The sequence below is a fragment of the Mycobacterium sp. NGS11 genome, assembly GCF_059813315.1.
Map to the genome: position 1 here is coordinate 52,901 of NZ_JCALEJ010000003.1, position 16,463 is coordinate 69,363.

A 16,463-nucleotide genomic window follows, 5' to 3' on the forward strand; every position below is an offset into this window, starting at 1 on the left:
TCGGGGTCGACCGGTAGGCTAGGCAGGACGAACGGGCAGTGTGGCTTGATCGGTGAGTAAGCCATTCAAAGGGCCCACACAACGCAGGAGGCGGCGATGGCTCAGGAGCAGACCAAGCGTGGCGGTGGTGGCGGCGACGAAGACGACATCGCCAGCAGCACGGCCGCGGGCCAAGAGCGCCGGGAGAAGCTAGCCGAGGACACCGACGATCTGCTCGACGAGATCGACGACGTCCTCGAGGAAAACGCCGAGGACTTCGTTCGCGCGTATGTCCAAAAGGGCGGACAGTGACCTGGCCTTTCTCAAATCGCCTGTCCACCAACTCCGCACTTCCGGGCCCCGCACTGCCGGGCAATACCGCGATAGACCTCTCGTCGTTTGCTGACCTGTTGCGACGACACGCGCCGGAATTGCTGCCGGCAAGCCTGTCCGGCTCGCAATCGGATGCCGCCACGGGCCAGTTGCCGCACGGCACCACGATCGTCGCGCTGAAGTACCCCGGCGGCGTGGTGCTGGCCGGCGATCGGCGCTCAACGCAGGGCAACATGATCGCCGGGCGCGATGTCAAGAAGGTGTACATCACCGACGACTACACCGCCACCGGCATCGCCGGTACCGCCGCCATCGCCGTGGAGTTCGCCCGTCTGTACGCGGTGGAACTCGAGCACTACGAGAAACTCGAAGGCGTGCCGCTCACGTTCGCCGGCAAGGTGAACCGGCTGGCGATCATGGTCCGCGGCAATCTGGCGGCCGCGATGCAGGGTCTGATCGCCTTGCCGCTGTTGGTGGGCTACGACATCGATGCGCCCGACCCCGAGGGCGCCGGCCGCATCGTGTCGTTCGATGCCGCCGGTGGCTGGAACCTGGAAGAGGAGGGCTACCAGTCGGTGGGGTCGGGCTCGATCTTCGCCAAGTCGTCGATGAAGAAGTTGTACTCGCAGGTCACCGACGCCGATTCAGCGGTGCGTGTCGCGATCGAGGCGCTCTACGACGCGGCCGATGACGACTCCGCCACCGGCGGACCGGATCTGGTGCGAGGCATTTACCCCACCGCGGTCACCATCGGTGCCGACGGAGCGCTCGAAGTGCCGGAGAGCCGCATCGCCGAATTGGCCCGCGAGGTAATCCAAAGCCGTTCGCGCGCTGACACTTTCGGCCCCGATGGTGGTGAGAAGTGAGCTTCCCGTATTTCATCTCGCCCGAGCAGGCGATGCGCGAACGCAGCGAGCTCGCGCGTAAGGGCATCGCGCGTGGCAAGAGTGTGGTCGCCCTGGTCTACGCCGGTGGTGTGCTCTTCGTCGCGGAGAATCCGTCACGGTCGTTGCAGAAGATCAGCGAACTCTACGATCGAGTCGGCTTCGCGGCTGCCGGTAAGTTCAACGAATTCGACAACCTGCGCCGGGGGGGAATTCAATTCGCCGACACCCGGGGCTACGCCTATGACCGTCGCGACGTCACGGGCCGCCAGCTGGCCAACGTTTATGCCCAGACCCTGGGCACCATCTTCACCGAGCAGGCCAAGCCCTACGAGGTGGAATTGTGTGTTGCCGAGGTCGCGCACTACGGCGAGACCAAACCGCCTGAGCTGTACCGGATCACCTATGACGGATCGATCGCCGACGAGCCCCATTTCGTCGTGATGGGTGGGACCACCGAACCGATCACCACGGCGCTCAAGGAGTCCTACGCCGAGAACGCCGATCTGCGTGAGGCCACGCGCATCGCCGTGAAAGCGCTGCGGGCCGGTAGCGAGGCCTCGAATGGCGACCAGTCCACGCTCGAGGTGGGCAGCCTGGAGGTCGCCATCCTGGATGTCAACCGGCCGCGACGGGCCTTCCGGCGGATCAATCGCGCCACGCTGGAGAATTTGCTGCGCGAGCTCGACTCCAACGGCTCGGGCGGCGACGGTGAGCCGTCCGATTCCAACGGAGCGCCCTCCGACTAAGCCCGGACGGCGGCGCGGCTTTCCCTAAGGGCTTATGGTCCGAAAGGTGCTGGTGAGCCAGCGAGGACGCGCCGCGCCGGGACGGGTCGATCCACCGGTACGGCCGCCCCGCGTGGCCACCCGGCAGGTCGATGAAACAGTTCGTCGAAGCGATCCGCGCGGCATGCTCACCGTCCAGGTCGGACAACCAGTACCCTCGATTACGTGCAGAGGCGAATCATGGGCATCGAGACCGAGTTCGGGGTCACCTGCACATTCCACGGCCATCGTCGGCTCAGCCCGGACGAGGTGGCCCGCTACCTGTTCCGCCGCGTCGTGTCTTGGGGCCGAAGCTCCAACGTCTTCCTGCGCAACGGCGCCCGGCTGTACCTCGACGTCGGAAGCCACCCGGAGTACGCCACCGCCGAATGCGACAGCCTGGTGCAGCTGGTCACCCACGACCGCGCCGGGGAATGGGTGCTGGAAGACCTGTTGGTCGACGCCGAACAGCGCCTGGCCGACGAGGGCATCGGCGGCGACATCTACCTGTTCAAGAACAACACCGACTCGGCGGGCAACTCCTACGGCTGCCACGAGAACTACCTGATCGTGCGCGCCGGCGAGTTCTCCCGGATCTCGGACGTTTTGCTCCCCTTCCTGGTCACCCGCCAGTTGATCTGCGGCGCAGGCAAGGTGCTGCAGACCCCGAAGGCCGCGACGTTCTGCCTTTCCCAACGCGCCGAGCACATTTGGGAGGGCGTCTCCTCGGCCACGACTCGCAGCCGGCCGATCATCAACACCCGCGACGAGCCGCACGCCGACGCCGAGAAGTACCGGCGCCTGCACGTGATCGTCGGTGACTCCAACATGTGCGAGACCACCACCATGCTCAAGGTCGGCACCGCCGCGCTGGTGTTGGAGATGATCGAGGCCGGCGTTCCGTTCCGGGACTTCTCGCTGGACAACCCCATCCGCGCCATTCGCGAGGTCAGCCACGACACCACCGGCCGCCGGCCGGTGCGGCTGGCGGGCGGACGTCAGGCCAGCGCGCTCGACATCCAGCGCGAGTACTACAGCCGCGCCGTCGAGCACCTGCAGACCCGGGAACCCAACGCCCAGATCGAGCAGATCGTCGACCTGTGGGGCCGCCAGCTCGATGCGGTCGAGAGCCAGGACTTCGCCAAAGTCGACACCGAGATCGACTGGGTGATCAAGCGCAAGCTCTTCCAGCGCTACCAGGACCGCTACAGCATGGAGCTGTCCGACCCGAAGATCGCCCAGCTGGACCTGGCCTACCACGACATCAAGCGCGGGCGCGGTGTCTTCGACCTGCTGCAGCGCAAAGGCCTGGCCGCGCGGGTCACCACCGACGAGGACATCGCCGAGGCGGTCGACAACCCGCCGCAGACCACCCGGGCGCGGCTGCGTGGGGAGTTCATCAGCGCGGCCCAGGCCGCGGGCCGCGACTTCACCGTCGACTGGGTGCACCTCAAGCTCAACGACCAGGCTCAGCGCACCGTGTTGTGCAAGGACCCCTTCCGGGCCGTCGACGAGCGGGTCAAACGCCTGATCGCGAGCATGTAGCCGCGCGTCGGCTCGTCTTCTTCGACTCGACGCCCAAGCGCCGGCAGCAACTAGCGCGACGCGGAGGGCCGGTGGAAGCGCCAGGCGAGGTGCATCGAATAATCTGGAGCCGATGGCGACGTCAAAAGTCGAGCGGCTGGTAAATCTGGTCATCGCCCTGCTGTCCACCCGCGGCTACATCTCGGCGGAGAAGATCAGGTCGAGCGTGGCGGGTTATTCGGACAGCCCCAGCGCCGAGGCCTTCTCCCGCATGTTCGAGCGGGACAAGAACGAGCTGCGCGACCTCGGCATCCCGCTCGAGGTCGGCCGCGCGTCGGCCTGGGACCCCACCGAGGGCTACCGGATCAACCGCGACGCCTACTCGCTCGCACCGGTCGACCTGACCGCCGACGAGGCCGCCGCGGTAGCCGTGGCGACACAGCTGTGGGAGTCGCCCGAACTCATCACCGCGACCCAGGGCGCGTTGCTCAAACTGCGCGCGGCCGGGGTCGACGTCGATCCGGACGCTCCGGTCGCCATCGCGTCGCCGGCCGGAGTTCCGGGCCTGCGCGGCTCGGAAGACGTCCTCGGAATCCTGTTGTCCGCCATCGACTCCCGGCAGGCGGTGCAGTTTCCGCACCGGCCGTCGCGAGCCGAGCCGTACGCCATCCGCACCGTCGAGCCCTGGGGCGTGGTCACCGAGAAGGGCCGCTGGTATTTAGTGGGCCACGACCGCGATCGCGACGCCACCCGCACCTTCCGGCTCTCCCGGATCGGTTCGGAGGTCACGCCGATCGGTCCGCCGGGCGCCGTCGCCGTGCCGAAAGACGTTGACCTGCGCAAGATCGTGGCCCAGACCGTCACCGAGGTTTCGGCGACGCCGACCGTCGGGCAGGCGAGAGTATGGGTGGCCGACGGTCGGGCCACGGCACTGCGGCGCGCCGGCAGGCGCGTGGACGCGCGCCAACTCGGGGGTCGCGACGGCGAGGTGATCGAACTCGACATCTCCTTCGCCGACCAGCTGGCACGTGACATCGCCGGGTACGGCGCCGACGCTCTGGTGCTCGAGCCACAGTCGTTGCGCGACGACGTGCTCGCCCGGCTGCGCGCGCATGCCGGCGCGGACGCGGTCACCGCCGGACAACCGCCCGGCCGCGGCGGAGTGTCCGCATGACGCGCGCCAGCGACGATGCAGAGCGCAGGGATGTGGGGGCACCTCCCGCTTGCGGGGGAGAGGAGTGGCGCCAATGACTCCGATCTCCACCCGCCTGATCCGGCTGCTGAACATGGTGCCGTATTTCCAGGCCAATCCCCGGGTGACCCGGGTCAAGGCCGCTGCCGACCTCGGGGTATCGGCCAAGCAGCTGGAAGAAGACCTCAACCAGCTGTGGATGTGCGGTCTGCCCGGTTACTTTCCGGGCGACCTCATCGATTTCGAGTTCTCCGGGGACACCATCGAGGTGACGTTCTCCGCGGGGATCGACCGCCCGCTCAAGCTCACCTCGCCCGAGGCCACCGGCCTGCTGGTGGCGTTGCGGGCGCTGGCCGACATCCCCGGAGTCGTCGACCCGGAAGCCGCGCGCAGCGCCATCGCCAAGATCGAGGATGCCGCGGGGGCCGTCGGGCAGGACGCCTCAACGGCGGCGTCGGCCGTCGACGAGCCCGCACCGGTGGAGAACCGGGCCGCCGCCGCGGTGCGCGCGGCCGTCCAGTCCAGGCACGCGCTGGCCATCGACTACTACTCCGCCTCGCACGACACCCTGACCAGCCGGGTCGTCGACCCCATCCGGGTCCTGCTGATCGGCGGCCACAGCTACCTGGAGGGCTGGTCGCGCGAGGCCGAGGGCGTGCGGTTGTTCCGCTTCGACCGGATCGTGGACGCCACCGAGCTCGACGAGCCGGCCGCCCCGCCGGAGCCGGCGCTGCATGCGCCGCCGGACACGTCGCTGTTCGACGGCGATCCGTCGCTGCCGTCGGCCAGGCTGCGGGTGGCGCCCGCGGCGTCCTGGATGTTCGAGTACTACCCGATGCGCGACGTGCGCGAATTGCCCGACGGATCCTGCGAGGCGGTGATGACGTACGCCTCCGAAGATTGGATGACGCGCCTGGTGCTGGGCTTCGGGCACGATGTTCAGGTGCTACAACCTGCGTCCCTGGCGCAGCGGATACGGGATGCCGCGACGGCCGCCGTGACGGCGTATGAAGCCCTGAGCTGATAAAAGTCCAGGCGAAATGGGGCGTGGGGCGGCGCGCGCCCGGCACTGCACGGCGCCACTGCGGTAGCATCGGGGGAACGTCTGGAGGTAATCAAAGTGGGCAGTCTTAGTCCGTGGCACTGGGCGATCCTCGCGGTCGTGGTGATCTTGCTGTTCGGTGCCAAGAAGCTCCCCGATGCGGCGCGTTCGTTGGGCAAGTCGATGCGGATCTTCAAGTCCGAGATCCGCGAAATGCAGACGGAGAACAAAGCGGAAACGTCGGCCCTGGGAACGAACACCGCAAGCCAAAGCGAGGCCTCCGCGGCGAACCCCACGCCCGTGCAGTCGCAGCGGGTCGACGCGCCGGCGCCCAGCGAGCAGGGGCACAGCGAAGCACGTCCGGCGTAGCCGCCATCGCCGTCGCGCTGCCCGAGCGCCACTGACCGAGCATCGTGAAAGTCTTCAAGGTTTCAGCGCGCACTTCCGGCCTGCTGAGGCGCCTCAACCCTCGTAACCGGCGCAGCCGAACCAACCCGGATGCGACCATGTCGCTGGTCGACCATCTGACCGAGCTGCGCACGCGGCTGCTGATCTCCCTGGCCGCCATCCTGCTGACCACGATCTTCGGGTTCGTCTGGTACTCGCATTCGATCTTCGGGCTGGAAAGCCTCGGCGAGTGGCTGCGCCATCCCTACTGTTCGCTGCCCCGGTCGGCGCGCGCCGAGATCAGCCCTAACGGCCAGTGCCGGCTGCTGGCCACCGCGCCGTTCGACCAGTTCATGCTGCGACTCAAGGTCGGGCTGACCGCGGGAGTGGTGCTCGCTTGCCCGGTGTGGTTCTACCAGCTGTGGGCGTTCATCACCCCCGGGTTGTATCGGAAGGAACGCCGCTTCGCGGTCGCGTTCGTGATCCCCGCCGTGGTGCTGTTCGTCGTCGGCGCGGTGCTGGCCTACTTCGTGCTGGCCAAGGCGCTGGGCTTCCTGCTGACCGTCGGCAGCGACGTACAGGTGACCGCGCTGTCCGGCGACCGGTATTTCGGCTTCCTGATCAACCTGCTCATAGTTTTCGGCGTCAGCTTCGAATTTCCGCTGCTCATCGTCATGTTGAACGCCATCGGCATCCTGCCCTACGAGCGGCTCAAGGCGTGGCGGCGCGGACTGATCTTCGCGATGTTCGCGTTCGCGGCGATCTTCACCCCCGGATCCGACCCGTTTTCGATGACCGCGCTCGGGTTGGCGTTGTCGGTCCTCTTGGAGTTCGCCATCCAGATCTCCCGGCTGCACGACCGACGGAAGGCCAAGCGTGAAGCCCAGGCCGTGATTCCCGACGACGAAGCGTCCGTCATCGAACCGCCCACCGCGATACCGGAGCCGTCGTTCACCGCCGGGCAACACGACGATGTCACCTGATCCGTCGCCGCCTCAGGACGTCGCCGAGCTTGTTGAGCTCACCAGGTTCACCACCGAACTTCCCTTCGCGCTCGACGGCTTCCAGCGTCGGGCATGCGCGGCGCTCGAACGGGGCCACGGCGTGCTGGTGTGTGCGCCGACCGGCGCGGGCAAGACGGTGGTCGGCGAATTCGCCGTGCACCTGGCGCTGGCGTCGGGCGGCAAGTGTTTCTACACCACGCCGCTCAAAGCGCTGAGCAACCAGAAGCACACCGACCTCACGGCGCGCTACGGCCGCGACCGCATCGGCCTGCTCACGGGCGACATGTCCGTCAACGCCGACGCGCCCGTGGTGGTCATGACCACCGAGGTGCTGCGCAACATGCTCTACGCGGATTCGCCTGCGCTGCATGGACTTTCGTATGTGGTGATGGATGAGGTGCATTTCCTCGCCGACCGGATGCGGGGTCCGGTGTGGGAGGAGGTGATCCTGCACCTGCCCGACGAGGTCCGGGTGGTCAGCCTCTCGGCGACGGTGAGCAACGCCGAGGAATTCGGCGGCTGGATCCAGACCGTGCGCGGCGACACGACGGTGGTCGTCGACGAGCACCGGCCGGTTCCGCTGTGGCAACACGTCTTGGTGGGCAAGCGCCTGCTGGACCTGTTCGATTACGACAACCACCAGCCGGCCGCCGATCGTCAGCCGCGCGTCAATCCCGAACTGCTGCGCCACATCGCGCACCGCCGCGAGGCGGACCGCATGACCGACTGGCAGCCCCGGCGCCGGGGCAACGCGGGGCGGTCGTCGCGTCCCCGCTTCTACCGGACGCCGTCGCGGCCGGACGTGATTGCCAGTTTGGACGCCGAGGGACTGCTGCCCGCGATCACGTTCGTGTTCTCCCGGGCCGGCTGCGACGCCGCCGTCCAGCAATGCCTGCGCTCATCCCTGCAGTTGACCACCCAGGAGGAGCGCGCACAGATTGCCGAGGTGATCGAGCACCGGTGCGGCGATCTCGCCGACGCCGACCTGAGCGTGCTCGGCTACTACGAATGGCGCGAGGGATTGCTGCGCGGCTTGGCGGCCCACCACGCCGGCATGCTGCCCGTCTTCCGCCACACGGTCGAAGAGCTGTTCACCGCCGGACTCGTCCGAGCGGTGTTCGCCACCGAGACCCTGGCGCTCGGGATCAACATGCCCGCACGCACGGTGGTTCTCGAGCGGTTGGTGAAGTTCAACGGCGAACAGCACGTGCCGCTGACACCGGGGGAGTACACGCAGCTCACCGGGCGCGCCGGGCGGCGCGGCATCGACGTCGAGGGCCACGCGGTGGTGCTGTGGAATCCCACCGAGGAAACCACCGAGCCGTCCGCGGTGGCCGGGCTGGCCTCCACCCGCACCTTCCCGCTGCGCAGCTCGTTCGCCCCGTCGTACAACATGACCATCAACCTGGTCCAGCAGATGGGGCCCGAGCAGGCGCATCGGTTGTTGGAGCAGTCATTCGCGCAGTATCAGGCCGACCGTTCGGTGGTCGGGCTGGTTCGCGGCATCGAGCGGGGCGCCGGGTTGCTCGACGAGATCGCCGGCGAGATAGGCGGACGCAAGGCCCCGATCCTCGAATACGCCCGGATGCGCGCCCGCATAACCGAGATGGAGCGCGCGCAGTCCCGCGCGTCCCGACTGCAGCGACGCCAGGCCGCCAGCGACGCGCTGGCCGCGCTGCGCCGGGGCGACATCATCAACATCACCCACGGCCGGCGCGGTGGTCTGGCCGTGGTGCTGGAATCCGCGCGCGATAGCTCCGACCCGCGACCGCTGGTGCTCACCGAAAACCGTTGGGCGGGCAGGATTTCGTCGGCCGACTATTCGGGTTCCTCCGCACGCGTCGGTTCGATGTCACTGCCCAAACGGGTCGAACACCGTCAGCCGCGGGTCCGGCGCGATCTGGCGTCGGCGCTGCGATCGGCTGCCGCCGGGCTGACCGTCCCGGCCCGGCATCGCGGCGGCCGCGGTGACTCCGACGGCGCCTACGAAGCTTTCCATGACCCGGAGCTGGCGTCGCTGCGCGAACAGCTGCGCCGGCACCCGTCGCACCACACGCCCGGCCTGGAAGAGCAGGTCCGGCAGGCCGAGCGGTACTTGCGGATCGAGCGCGACAACGCGCAGTTGGAGAAAAAGGTTGCGGCCGCCACCAATTCGCTGGCACGGACCTTCGACCGAATCGTCGGCCTGCTCACCGAGCGCGGCTTCATCGAAGGACGCGACGGCGATCCCCGCGTGACCGACGACGGCCGGTTGCTGGCGCGCATCTACAGCGAAAGCGATCTGCTGGTCGCTGAATGTCTGCGCACCGGCGCGTGGTCGGGGTTGAAGCCGGCCGAGCTGGCCGCGGTGGTCTCGGCGGTGCTGTACGAAACCCGGGGTGGCGAGGGGCCGGGCGCGGCCTTTGCGGCCGACGCGCCCACCCAGCAAGTGCGGCAGGCGTTGCAGCAGACGTCGCGGCTGTCGATGGCGCTGCGCGCCGACGAGCAAACGCACCGGATCGCCCCGAGCCGCGAGCCCGACGACGGCTTCGTCAATGTGATCTACCGCTGGGCCAGAACCGGAGATCTGGCCGCCGCACTGGCGGCCGCCGACCCGGCCGGCACCGGATCACCCCTGCTCGCGGGGGATTTCGTGCGCTGGTGCCGCCAGGTTCTCGACCTGCTGGACCAGGTCCGTAACGCCGCTCCGGATTCCGAATTACGGGCCACCGCCAAGCGCGCCATCAATGACATTCGGCGCGGCGTCGTCGCAGTTGACGCCGGGTAGGCTAGGCCGGAGCTACCGTTAAGCGCCGATAGCATGCCAAGAAAACACAGGCTGAGGGAGAGAGATGAGCGGACCGCAGGGATCGGACCAGCAGTGGCAGCCGCCCGGCCAAGGTCAAGGCAGCGACCACTCGTCAGACCCGACCCAGGTGGGACCGACCTGGCAGGAGCAATCGAATCAGGAGACGTCGTGGCAGGCCCCGGCGTACACGCCGCCCGCCGACTACCCGCAGTACCAACAGCCGACTGAGCAGGCCTACCCGCAGCAGTACCCCCAGCAGCAGCCGGGCTACGCGCAGCCCGGCCAATACGGCCAGCCCGGCCAATACGGCCAGCCGGGGCAGTACGGCCAGCCGGGGCAGTATGGCCAGCCGGGGCAGTACCCGCAGCCCGGGCAATACCCCCAGCCCGGCCAGTACGGCCAGCCGGGCCAGTACCCGCAATACCCGGGTTACGAGCAACCGGGCAAGAAGCGGCCGGTCGGGCTCATCGCAGGCGTGGGCGGCGCGATCGCGTTTCTGCTCATCGCGGTCGTGCTGGTGCTGGGCTTCTGGCAGCCCGGATTCTTCGTCACCACCAAGCTGGACGTCAATAAGGCGCAGGCCGGGGTCCAGCAGGTCCTCAGCGACGAAACCAACGGCTACGGCGCCAAGAACGTCCAGAACGTCAAGTGCAACCACGGCCAGAACCCAACGGTCAAGAAGGGCGCCACATTCGACTGCGACGTCAGCATCGACGGCGCGCCCAAGCACGTGACCGTGACGTTCCAGGACAACAAGGGCACCTACGAGGTCGGCCGGCCGCAGTAGCCCGCGGCCCGGTCAGTTCGGCAGGCCGTCCAGCGCCTTTTGCAGGCGGGCGACCGACGAGCCCACACCCAGCTCGGTCGCCAGTTCGGCGGTGCGGCGCGGATGGGCGGCGACCAACGGTATTTCGTCGGTGGCCGTCGACAAGGTGACGGGCGCGTCGGTGGCCACCCGTACCACCTTGCCGGCCGCCTCGATGTAGTCCAGCGCTCCCAGCAGCTTCGTGCGGATACCCTTGGCCATTTTGGACTTCGGGTCGTGGGCGGCGGCCAGGATCCGCTGCAGCGAGCCGTGCTGGGCCAGCAGCGTCGCCGCGGTCTTCTCGCCGACGCCTGGGACGCCGGGCAGGCCGTCGGACGGATCGCCACGCAGCAGCGCGAGTTCGGCGTAGGCGGGGCCGGCCCTATCCGCCGGCACGCCATAGTGCTCGGCCACCTCGGCGGGCCCGAACAACGTGGCCTTGCTCAGCCCGCGGCCGAGGTAGAGCACCCGAACCGGCACGGGGTCGTCCGACACCACCTGCAACAGGTCGCGGTCGCCGCTGACCACCACCACCGGGTCCTTGCGTTCCCGGGCCGCCAGGGTGCCCAGCACGTCGTCGGCCTCGTAGCCCACGGCGCCGGCCGTCGGAATCCCGTATGCGTCAAGGAGTTCGGCGATCATGTCGATCTGGGGTGTCAGGTCGTCCGGGACTTCCTCGACGTCCGGCTCGTCCTGCGGATCCAGCACGGCCACCCGGTGGGCCTTGTAGGACGGGACGAGGTCCACCCGGAACTGGGGACGCCAGTCGAGGTCCAGGCAGACGGCCAGCCGGCTGGGCCGCTGCCGGGTGATCACCACTGCCATGGCGTCGATGAACCCCCGAACGGCGTTGACGGGCCGGCCGTCGGGAGCGGTGATCGAGGACGGCACCCCGAAATACGAGCGGAACCACATGCTGGCGCCGTCGAGCAGGACCAGTGGTCGCATGCCGGTTATCGTCTCACGCCGCCGCGAGGCGATGCGCAATCGAGCACTAGCCTGGCTGCCATGCAGTCTCACCGCTTCGACGCAGCAGTGTACGAACGCCGGCTGGCGACCGCCGCCGCGGCGGCCGGTGACGCAGGCCTGGCCGGGCTGGTCATCACCCCGGGATATGACCTGCGCTACCTAGTCGGGTCGCGCGCACAGACCCTGGAGCGGTTCACCGCGCTGGTGTTGCCCGCCTCGGGCGAGCCGACGGTGGTGGTGCCGCGCCTCGAGCTGGCCTCGCTGAAGGGGTCGGCCATCGCCGAACTCGGCCTGGCGGTGCGGGATTGGGTCGACGGCGACCATCCCTACGATCTGGTGGGTTCCGCGCTGGGCGGCGTCCCCGCCGCGACCGCCGTCACCGATGCCATGCCGGCGTTGCACCTGCTGCCGCTGGCCGAAGTGCTCGGGGTGTTGCCGGTGCTGGCCACCGACGTGTTGCGCACGCTGCGGATGGTCAAGGAGGAATGCGAGGTTGACGCGCTGCGCAAAGCAGGGGCGGCCATCGATCGGGTGCACGCCCGGGTGCCGCAGTTCCTGGTCCCGGGCCGCACCGAGGCCGACGTCGCCGCCGACATCGCGGATGCCATTGTGGCCGAAGGGCATTCGGAGGTGGCGTTCATCATCGTCGGATCCGGGCCACATGGCGCCGACCCGCATCACGGATATTCGGATCGCGAACTGCAGGTCGGAGACATCGTCGTCGTCGACATCGGCGGCTGTTATGAACCCGGCTACAATTCCGACTCCACCCGCACCTACAGCATCGGTGATCCGAATCCGGAAGTGGCTGAACAGTATTCGGTGCTACAACGCGCCCAGCGTGCCGCGTATGACGCGGTACGCCCGGGGGTGACGGCCGAACAGGTCGACGCCGCCGCCCGCGACGTGCTGGCCGCCGAAGGACTCGCCGAGAATTTTGTGCACCGCACAGGACACGGCATCGGGCTGTCGGTGCACGAAGAGCCCTACATCGTCGCCGGAAACGATCTGCCGCTGGCCGAGGGCATGGCCTTTTCGATCGAGCCGGGCATCTACTTCCCGGGCCGGTGGGGTGCGCGCATCGAGGACATCGTCGTCGTCACGCCCGATGGCGCCCTGGCCGTCAACAACCGGCCGCACGAACTGATCGTGGTTCCGGTGGCCTGACCGATGTGTCACCGGGTCCGCGTAGGTTGGGGCGTGATGTCAATCCTGGATCTCCCGCTGCTTCCGATTCGCATCGCCCGCCACGTCCTCGACGCGGTGTTGCGCTCCGACGCACCGGCACCGGCGTCAGCACCGGCATCGGCACCGGCGCCGCCTGCTGAGCTCATCGTGGTCGACGGCATGCCCGAGGGGGTGCCGCCGGCGGCGCGGCGAGCCGAGCCCCAGCTACCCGCGCCTGCGGGATGGCCGTTCGGCGAACAGTTTCCACGCACATGCGGCGCCGGTCGAGTGGCCGACGGTGCCCTGTTCTGGACCGACTTTCTCTACGACGACCATGGCGCGACGGGCATCCCGATCGGTGACCTGAAGATTCAGGCACCGCCGCGCGGAACCTACGTCTATCCCGACGGCCCGGCGGCCGGCAACGGCGCCGACATCTTCCGCGTCGCCATCGGGCTCACCGACACCCACACCTGGTGGCGGGTCGACTGGAATACCCTGCTGGACGCCTCGGTGCCCATCGCGCTGTTCACCTTCGACACCGACCCCGCCCGAACGGCCGACGAGCAGTGGCCCGCCGGAGCCGGCATCCGTTCGAAGGGCATCGACACGGCGCTGCTGATCTCGAAGAGCGGCGCCGCGCTGATCGACCTGACGACCCAGGGCAGGATGCCGGTCGAGCACAGCGTCGACATGCAGTCGCGGTCGTTCGTGGCAAAGATCCCGCGGTCGCTGGCCGAACCCACGCGGAGCTGGACGGTCCGCCTGGCCGCCGGGTTGGCCAACGCGGGCGGGGACGGGTTCGCCGACGTGCCCGCCCTGCACGGTGCGCTGCCCGGCCAGGCCAACGTCTACAACGTGGCATTCCGCACCAACGAGCAGGAACCGCCGCACCTGAATTTCTGGTCGGATGCCGCGCAGGCCGCCGCCTTGACGCATGGCGACGTCTCCGAGTTCGCGCTGACTGTGCCGTGGGCTCAGCTTGCGGCGCGCGAAACCGCTCCCGAGCCGGTGATCACCGGTCCATCCACCCGCTGGTACGTGTCGTCGATCGAACTCGGCCAAGGCCTGCAACAAGGTTGGGCCGCCAACGACATCTTGAGCACCAAGCCCCAATTCCTCGGCCGGGTGCAGCCGTATTCGATCTGTTTGCCGTCGAGCTACGCACCGGGTCGCGCGTTGCCGCTGACCCTGCTGCTGCACTCCCTTTCACTTGGGCAGAGCCAGTTCGCCGCGATCGACCCGCGACTGCTGCACCAGGTGTGCGAGGGCCGCGACTCCGTGGTGGTCACGCCGCTGGCCCGGGGGCCATCGACTTGGTACTTCGACAGCGGCGAACTCGATGTCTGGGAGGTGTGGGCGCGAGTTGCCGAACAATTGGGCACCGATCCCAATCGCACTGTGATCTCGGGCTATTCGATGGGTGGGTATGCGACCTACAAGCTGGGGCTGAGTTACCCGCAGGTGTTCTCGCAAGCGGTGGTGCTGGCGGGGCCGCCGACGTGCGGGGTGCGGCTGCTGCCCCACGTCGACATTCCCGCCGACCTCGACCTGGACTCGTCCTGTGCCCGTGAGGGCGACACGTGGAAGCTGCTGGTGAACGCCCGATGGCTGCCGTACGTCATCGCCCATGGGCTGCTCGACGAACTGGTGCCGTTCGCCTCGGCCGCCGAGCAGGTGCTGGAGCTCGACCGGCTGGGTTACCGCCACCGGTTCGATGTCTACCCGCTCGAAGATCACCTCGCCTGGGTGTTGCAGGACAAGTTCGAGGATCCGATTTCCCACATGGGAACCGCGCTGCGCCAAGCGGATCCGGGACACATCACGTTCGCCTGGTATCCGCAATTGGTGCGCGCCGATCTGGGCATCGGGCCGCACCAGGCGTGGTGGCTGTCGGAACTGGCCGCGGCTCCCGAGGTGACCGCGCGGCGCGGGGCCGTGGCGGAGGTCGACGCGCGCTCCTACGCGCGGCCGGACCCCACCCATACCGTCCGGCACCACCGCGGATTCATCCCACATTTCGAGCCGACGCCCGGGCTGTACAGCGAGCTGGACTGGCAAGCGGGACGGCCCGTCGGCCCGCTGCCGTATCTGACGTTGCGCCTCAACGGCGTTGCCAGTCTGAGGGTCGATGTCGAACGTGCCGGGCTGGCCGCATTGCCGGCGTCGACCATCGCGGTAGCCACCGATGGCCCCGCCCAGATCACGCTCGGTGGCTTGCCCGCCGCGGTTGACGTGCGGCTCGATGGGGAACCGGCCGGGCCGGCGGTCACGGTGTCGCCCGGGCGACACCGGATCACGTTGACCGCGGGCGGGGAGGTGAATGAGTTGTCGCGCTAGGTGATCGGGCCTAGGTTGGCGAAGCGATCACGGGGTGGTATTTACTCGCCGCGGTCCAGAAGATCAGACGACCCCAGCACCCGCTCGATCTGAACCTCGATCACCACGCGTCGCGGATTGGGGCGTGGCGTGCGGTAGCGCTGGGCGTACCGCAGCTCGGCGTCGCGCACCGCGTCGACGTCGTTGTTGACCTTGGACCGGCCCTCCAGCGACAACCATCGCGCGCCGTCGACCTGGCTGAGCACGGCCAGCCCGCCGCGATCGGCATTGACCGCCTTCTGCGAACCCCCGGTGGTGATGACCCGCGCAATATGCGTCTTCGGGTCGAAGGTGAAACCGACCGCCACCACGTGCGGGGAATTGTCGGCTCGCAGCGTGGTCAGCATGGCCAGGTGGCGCTCCGACAGAAACGCCAGTGCGTCGTCGGTGAGCCGGGTAGTGGTATTCGCCATCACCGCCCACGCTAGCGCAGGTGATAATCGCAGCCGTGGATGACACGGGCGCTGGTCCAGTACTGATCCTGGGCGGCCGCAGCGAGATCGGGATCGAGCTGGCGCGACTCCTCGCGCCGGGTGCGACGGTCGTGCTGGCCGCCCGCCAGGCCGATCGACTCGCCGAGCAGGTCAACGCGCTCAAAGCCGCGGGTGCCGCGGCGGTCGACACTCGGGAATTCGATGCCGACGACCTAACCTCGCACGGGCCGCTGGTCGCCTCGATCGTCGCCGACCACGGTCCCATCGGCACCGCGGTGCTGGCGTTCGGCATCCTGGGCGACCAAACCCGCGCCGAAACCGACGCAGCGCACGCGGTCGCCGTCGTGCACACCGATTACGTCGCCCAGGTCAGCCTGCTCACCCATCTGGCCACCGCCATGCGCGAGGCCGGTCGAGGCCGGCTGGTGGTGTTCTCCTCGATCGCCGGAGCACGCGTGCGCCGCGCGAACTACGTCTACGGCTCGGCCAAGGCCGGCCTGGACGGCTTCGCCAGCGGCCTGGCCGACGCGCTGCACGGCACCGGGGTCCGGCTGCTGATCGCCCGGCCGGGATTCGTCATCGGTCGCATGACCGAGGGCATGACGGCCGCGCCGCTGCCGAGCACGCCCGAGCAGGTGGCCGCCGCGACCGCGCGGGCGCTCGCGAAGGGCCGCCGCACCGTGTGGATTCCGTGGGCGCTGGGCCCGGCGGCGGCGGTGATGCGATTGCTGCCGCAGTTCGTCTGGCGCAGGATGCCGCGATGATCCGCACCGCGAGCGTTGCAGTGGGGGCACCTCCCGCTTGCGGGG

General features: G+C 68.5%; 15 protein-coding genes. 13 read left to right on the forward strand and 2 right to left on the reverse strand.

Translation table 11 applies throughout. The features are described from left to right. Window positions 1-96 precede the first annotated feature (96 nt). The 10 genes from AC5Y4T_RS05175 to AC5Y4T_RS05220 all read left to right on the forward strand — a co-directional run bounded on the left by AC5Y4T_RS05175 (window position 97) and on the right by AC5Y4T_RS05220 (window position 10,687). The gene (locus AC5Y4T_RS05175) at window positions 97-291 is read left to right on the forward strand and encodes a ubiquitin-like protein Pup (protein ID WP_067352126.1); all 195 of its coding nucleotides are present in this window, start codon (window positions 97-99) and stop codon (window positions 289-291) included. Next, complete coding sequence (gene prcB, locus AC5Y4T_RS05180) at window positions 288-1,178, forward strand: proteasome subunit beta (protein ID WP_499916094.1); 891 nt, start codon at window positions 288-290, stop codon at window positions 1,176-1,178. The genes AC5Y4T_RS05175 and prcB overlap by 4 nt, the downstream gene beginning before the upstream one ends. Next, a complete protein-coding gene (prcA, locus tag AC5Y4T_RS05185) occupies window positions 1,175-1,945 on the forward strand; it encodes a proteasome subunit alpha (RefSeq protein WP_499916096.1) in 771 nt (256 codons plus the stop codon). Before prcB ends, prcA begins: the two co-directional genes overlap by 4 nt. 204 nt (window positions 1,946-2,149) lie before the next feature. Continuing rightward, the gene (gene pafA, locus AC5Y4T_RS05190; RefSeq protein WP_156656176.1) at window positions 2,150-3,508 is read left to right on the forward strand and encodes a Pup--protein ligase; all 1,359 of its coding nucleotides are present in this window, start codon (window positions 2,150-2,152) and stop codon (window positions 3,506-3,508) included. A gap of 112 nt (window positions 3,509-3,620) precedes the next feature. Beyond that, entirely contained in the window at window positions 3,621-4,661 is a 1,041-nt protein-coding gene (locus AC5Y4T_RS05195; protein WP_499916098.1) for a helix-turn-helix transcriptional regulator, read from the forward strand. Window positions 4,662-4,734: 73 nt separating this feature from the next. Next, window positions 4,735-5,703, forward strand: a complete 969-nt coding sequence (locus AC5Y4T_RS05200; protein WP_499916100.1) for a helix-turn-helix transcriptional regulator — start codon at window positions 4,735-4,737, stop codon at window positions 5,701-5,703. A gap of 96 nt (window positions 5,704-5,799) precedes the next feature. Further along, window positions 5,800-6,090, forward strand: a complete 291-nt coding sequence (gene tatA, locus AC5Y4T_RS05205; RefSeq protein WP_499916102.1) for a Sec-independent protein translocase subunit TatA — start codon at window positions 5,800-5,802, stop codon at window positions 6,088-6,090. A gap of 44 nt (window positions 6,091-6,134) precedes the next feature. Further along, window positions 6,135-7,091 carry a twin-arginine translocase subunit TatC gene (tatC, locus tag AC5Y4T_RS05210; RefSeq protein ID WP_499916104.1) on the forward strand — a complete coding sequence of 319 codons (957 nt, stop codon included), beginning with the start codon at window positions 6,135-6,137 and terminating at the stop codon, window positions 7,089-7,091. Next, window positions 7,081-9,879: a DEAD/DEAH box helicase gene (locus tag AC5Y4T_RS05215; RefSeq protein ID WP_499916106.1), complete on the forward strand. Its 2,799-nt coding sequence runs from the start codon at window positions 7,081-7,083 to the stop codon at window positions 9,877-9,879. Before tatC ends, AC5Y4T_RS05215 begins: the two co-directional genes overlap by 11 nt. 64 nt (window positions 9,880-9,943) lie before the next feature. Beyond that, window positions 9,944-10,687 (forward strand): DUF4333 domain-containing protein, encoded by a 744-nt coding sequence (locus tag AC5Y4T_RS05220; RefSeq protein WP_499916108.1) that lies wholly within the window; start codon window positions 9,944-9,946, stop codon window positions 10,685-10,687. A gap of 12 nt (window positions 10,688-10,699) precedes the next feature. Here the strand turns inward: AC5Y4T_RS05220 and AC5Y4T_RS05225 are convergent, their stop codons facing one another. Then, the gene (locus AC5Y4T_RS05225) at window positions 10,700-11,653 is read right to left on the reverse strand and encodes a 5'-3' exonuclease (protein WP_499916110.1); all 954 of its coding nucleotides are present in this window, start codon (window positions 11,651-11,653) and stop codon (window positions 10,700-10,702) included. A gap of 60 nt (window positions 11,654-11,713) precedes the next feature. On the opposite strand from AC5Y4T_RS05225, the gene AC5Y4T_RS05230 reads away from it, so the two are divergent. Together AC5Y4T_RS05230 and AC5Y4T_RS05235 are read left to right on the forward strand one after the other, a co-directional pair. Continuing rightward, window positions 11,714-12,841 carry a M24 family metallopeptidase gene (locus tag AC5Y4T_RS05230; protein ID WP_499916112.1) on the forward strand — a complete coding sequence of 376 codons (1,128 nt, stop codon included), beginning with the start codon at window positions 11,714-11,716 and terminating at the stop codon, window positions 12,839-12,841. A gap of 36 nt (window positions 12,842-12,877) precedes the next feature. Beyond that, the gene (locus AC5Y4T_RS05235; protein WP_499916114.1) at window positions 12,878-15,181 is read left to right on the forward strand and encodes an alpha/beta hydrolase-fold protein; all 2,304 of its coding nucleotides are present in this window, start codon (window positions 12,878-12,880) and stop codon (window positions 15,179-15,181) included. A gap of 41 nt (window positions 15,182-15,222) precedes the next feature. Here the strand turns inward: AC5Y4T_RS05235 and AC5Y4T_RS05240 are convergent, their stop codons facing one another. Further along, on the reverse strand, window positions 15,223-15,633 hold the full coding sequence (locus tag AC5Y4T_RS05240) for a F420-dependent biliverdin reductase (protein ID WP_064954310.1): 411 nt from the start codon (window positions 15,631-15,633) through the stop codon (window positions 15,223-15,225). Between the two features lie 35 nt (window positions 15,634-15,668). Between AC5Y4T_RS05240 and dprE2 the strand changes: the two genes are divergently transcribed. Next, on the forward strand, window positions 15,669-16,418 hold the full coding sequence (gene dprE2 / locus AC5Y4T_RS05245) for a decaprenylphospho-beta-D-erythro-pentofuranosid-2-ulose 2-reductase (RefSeq protein WP_499952369.1): 750 nt from the start codon (window positions 15,669-15,671) through the stop codon (window positions 16,416-16,418). The last annotated feature ends 45 nt before the right edge of the window (window positions 16,419-16,463 follow it).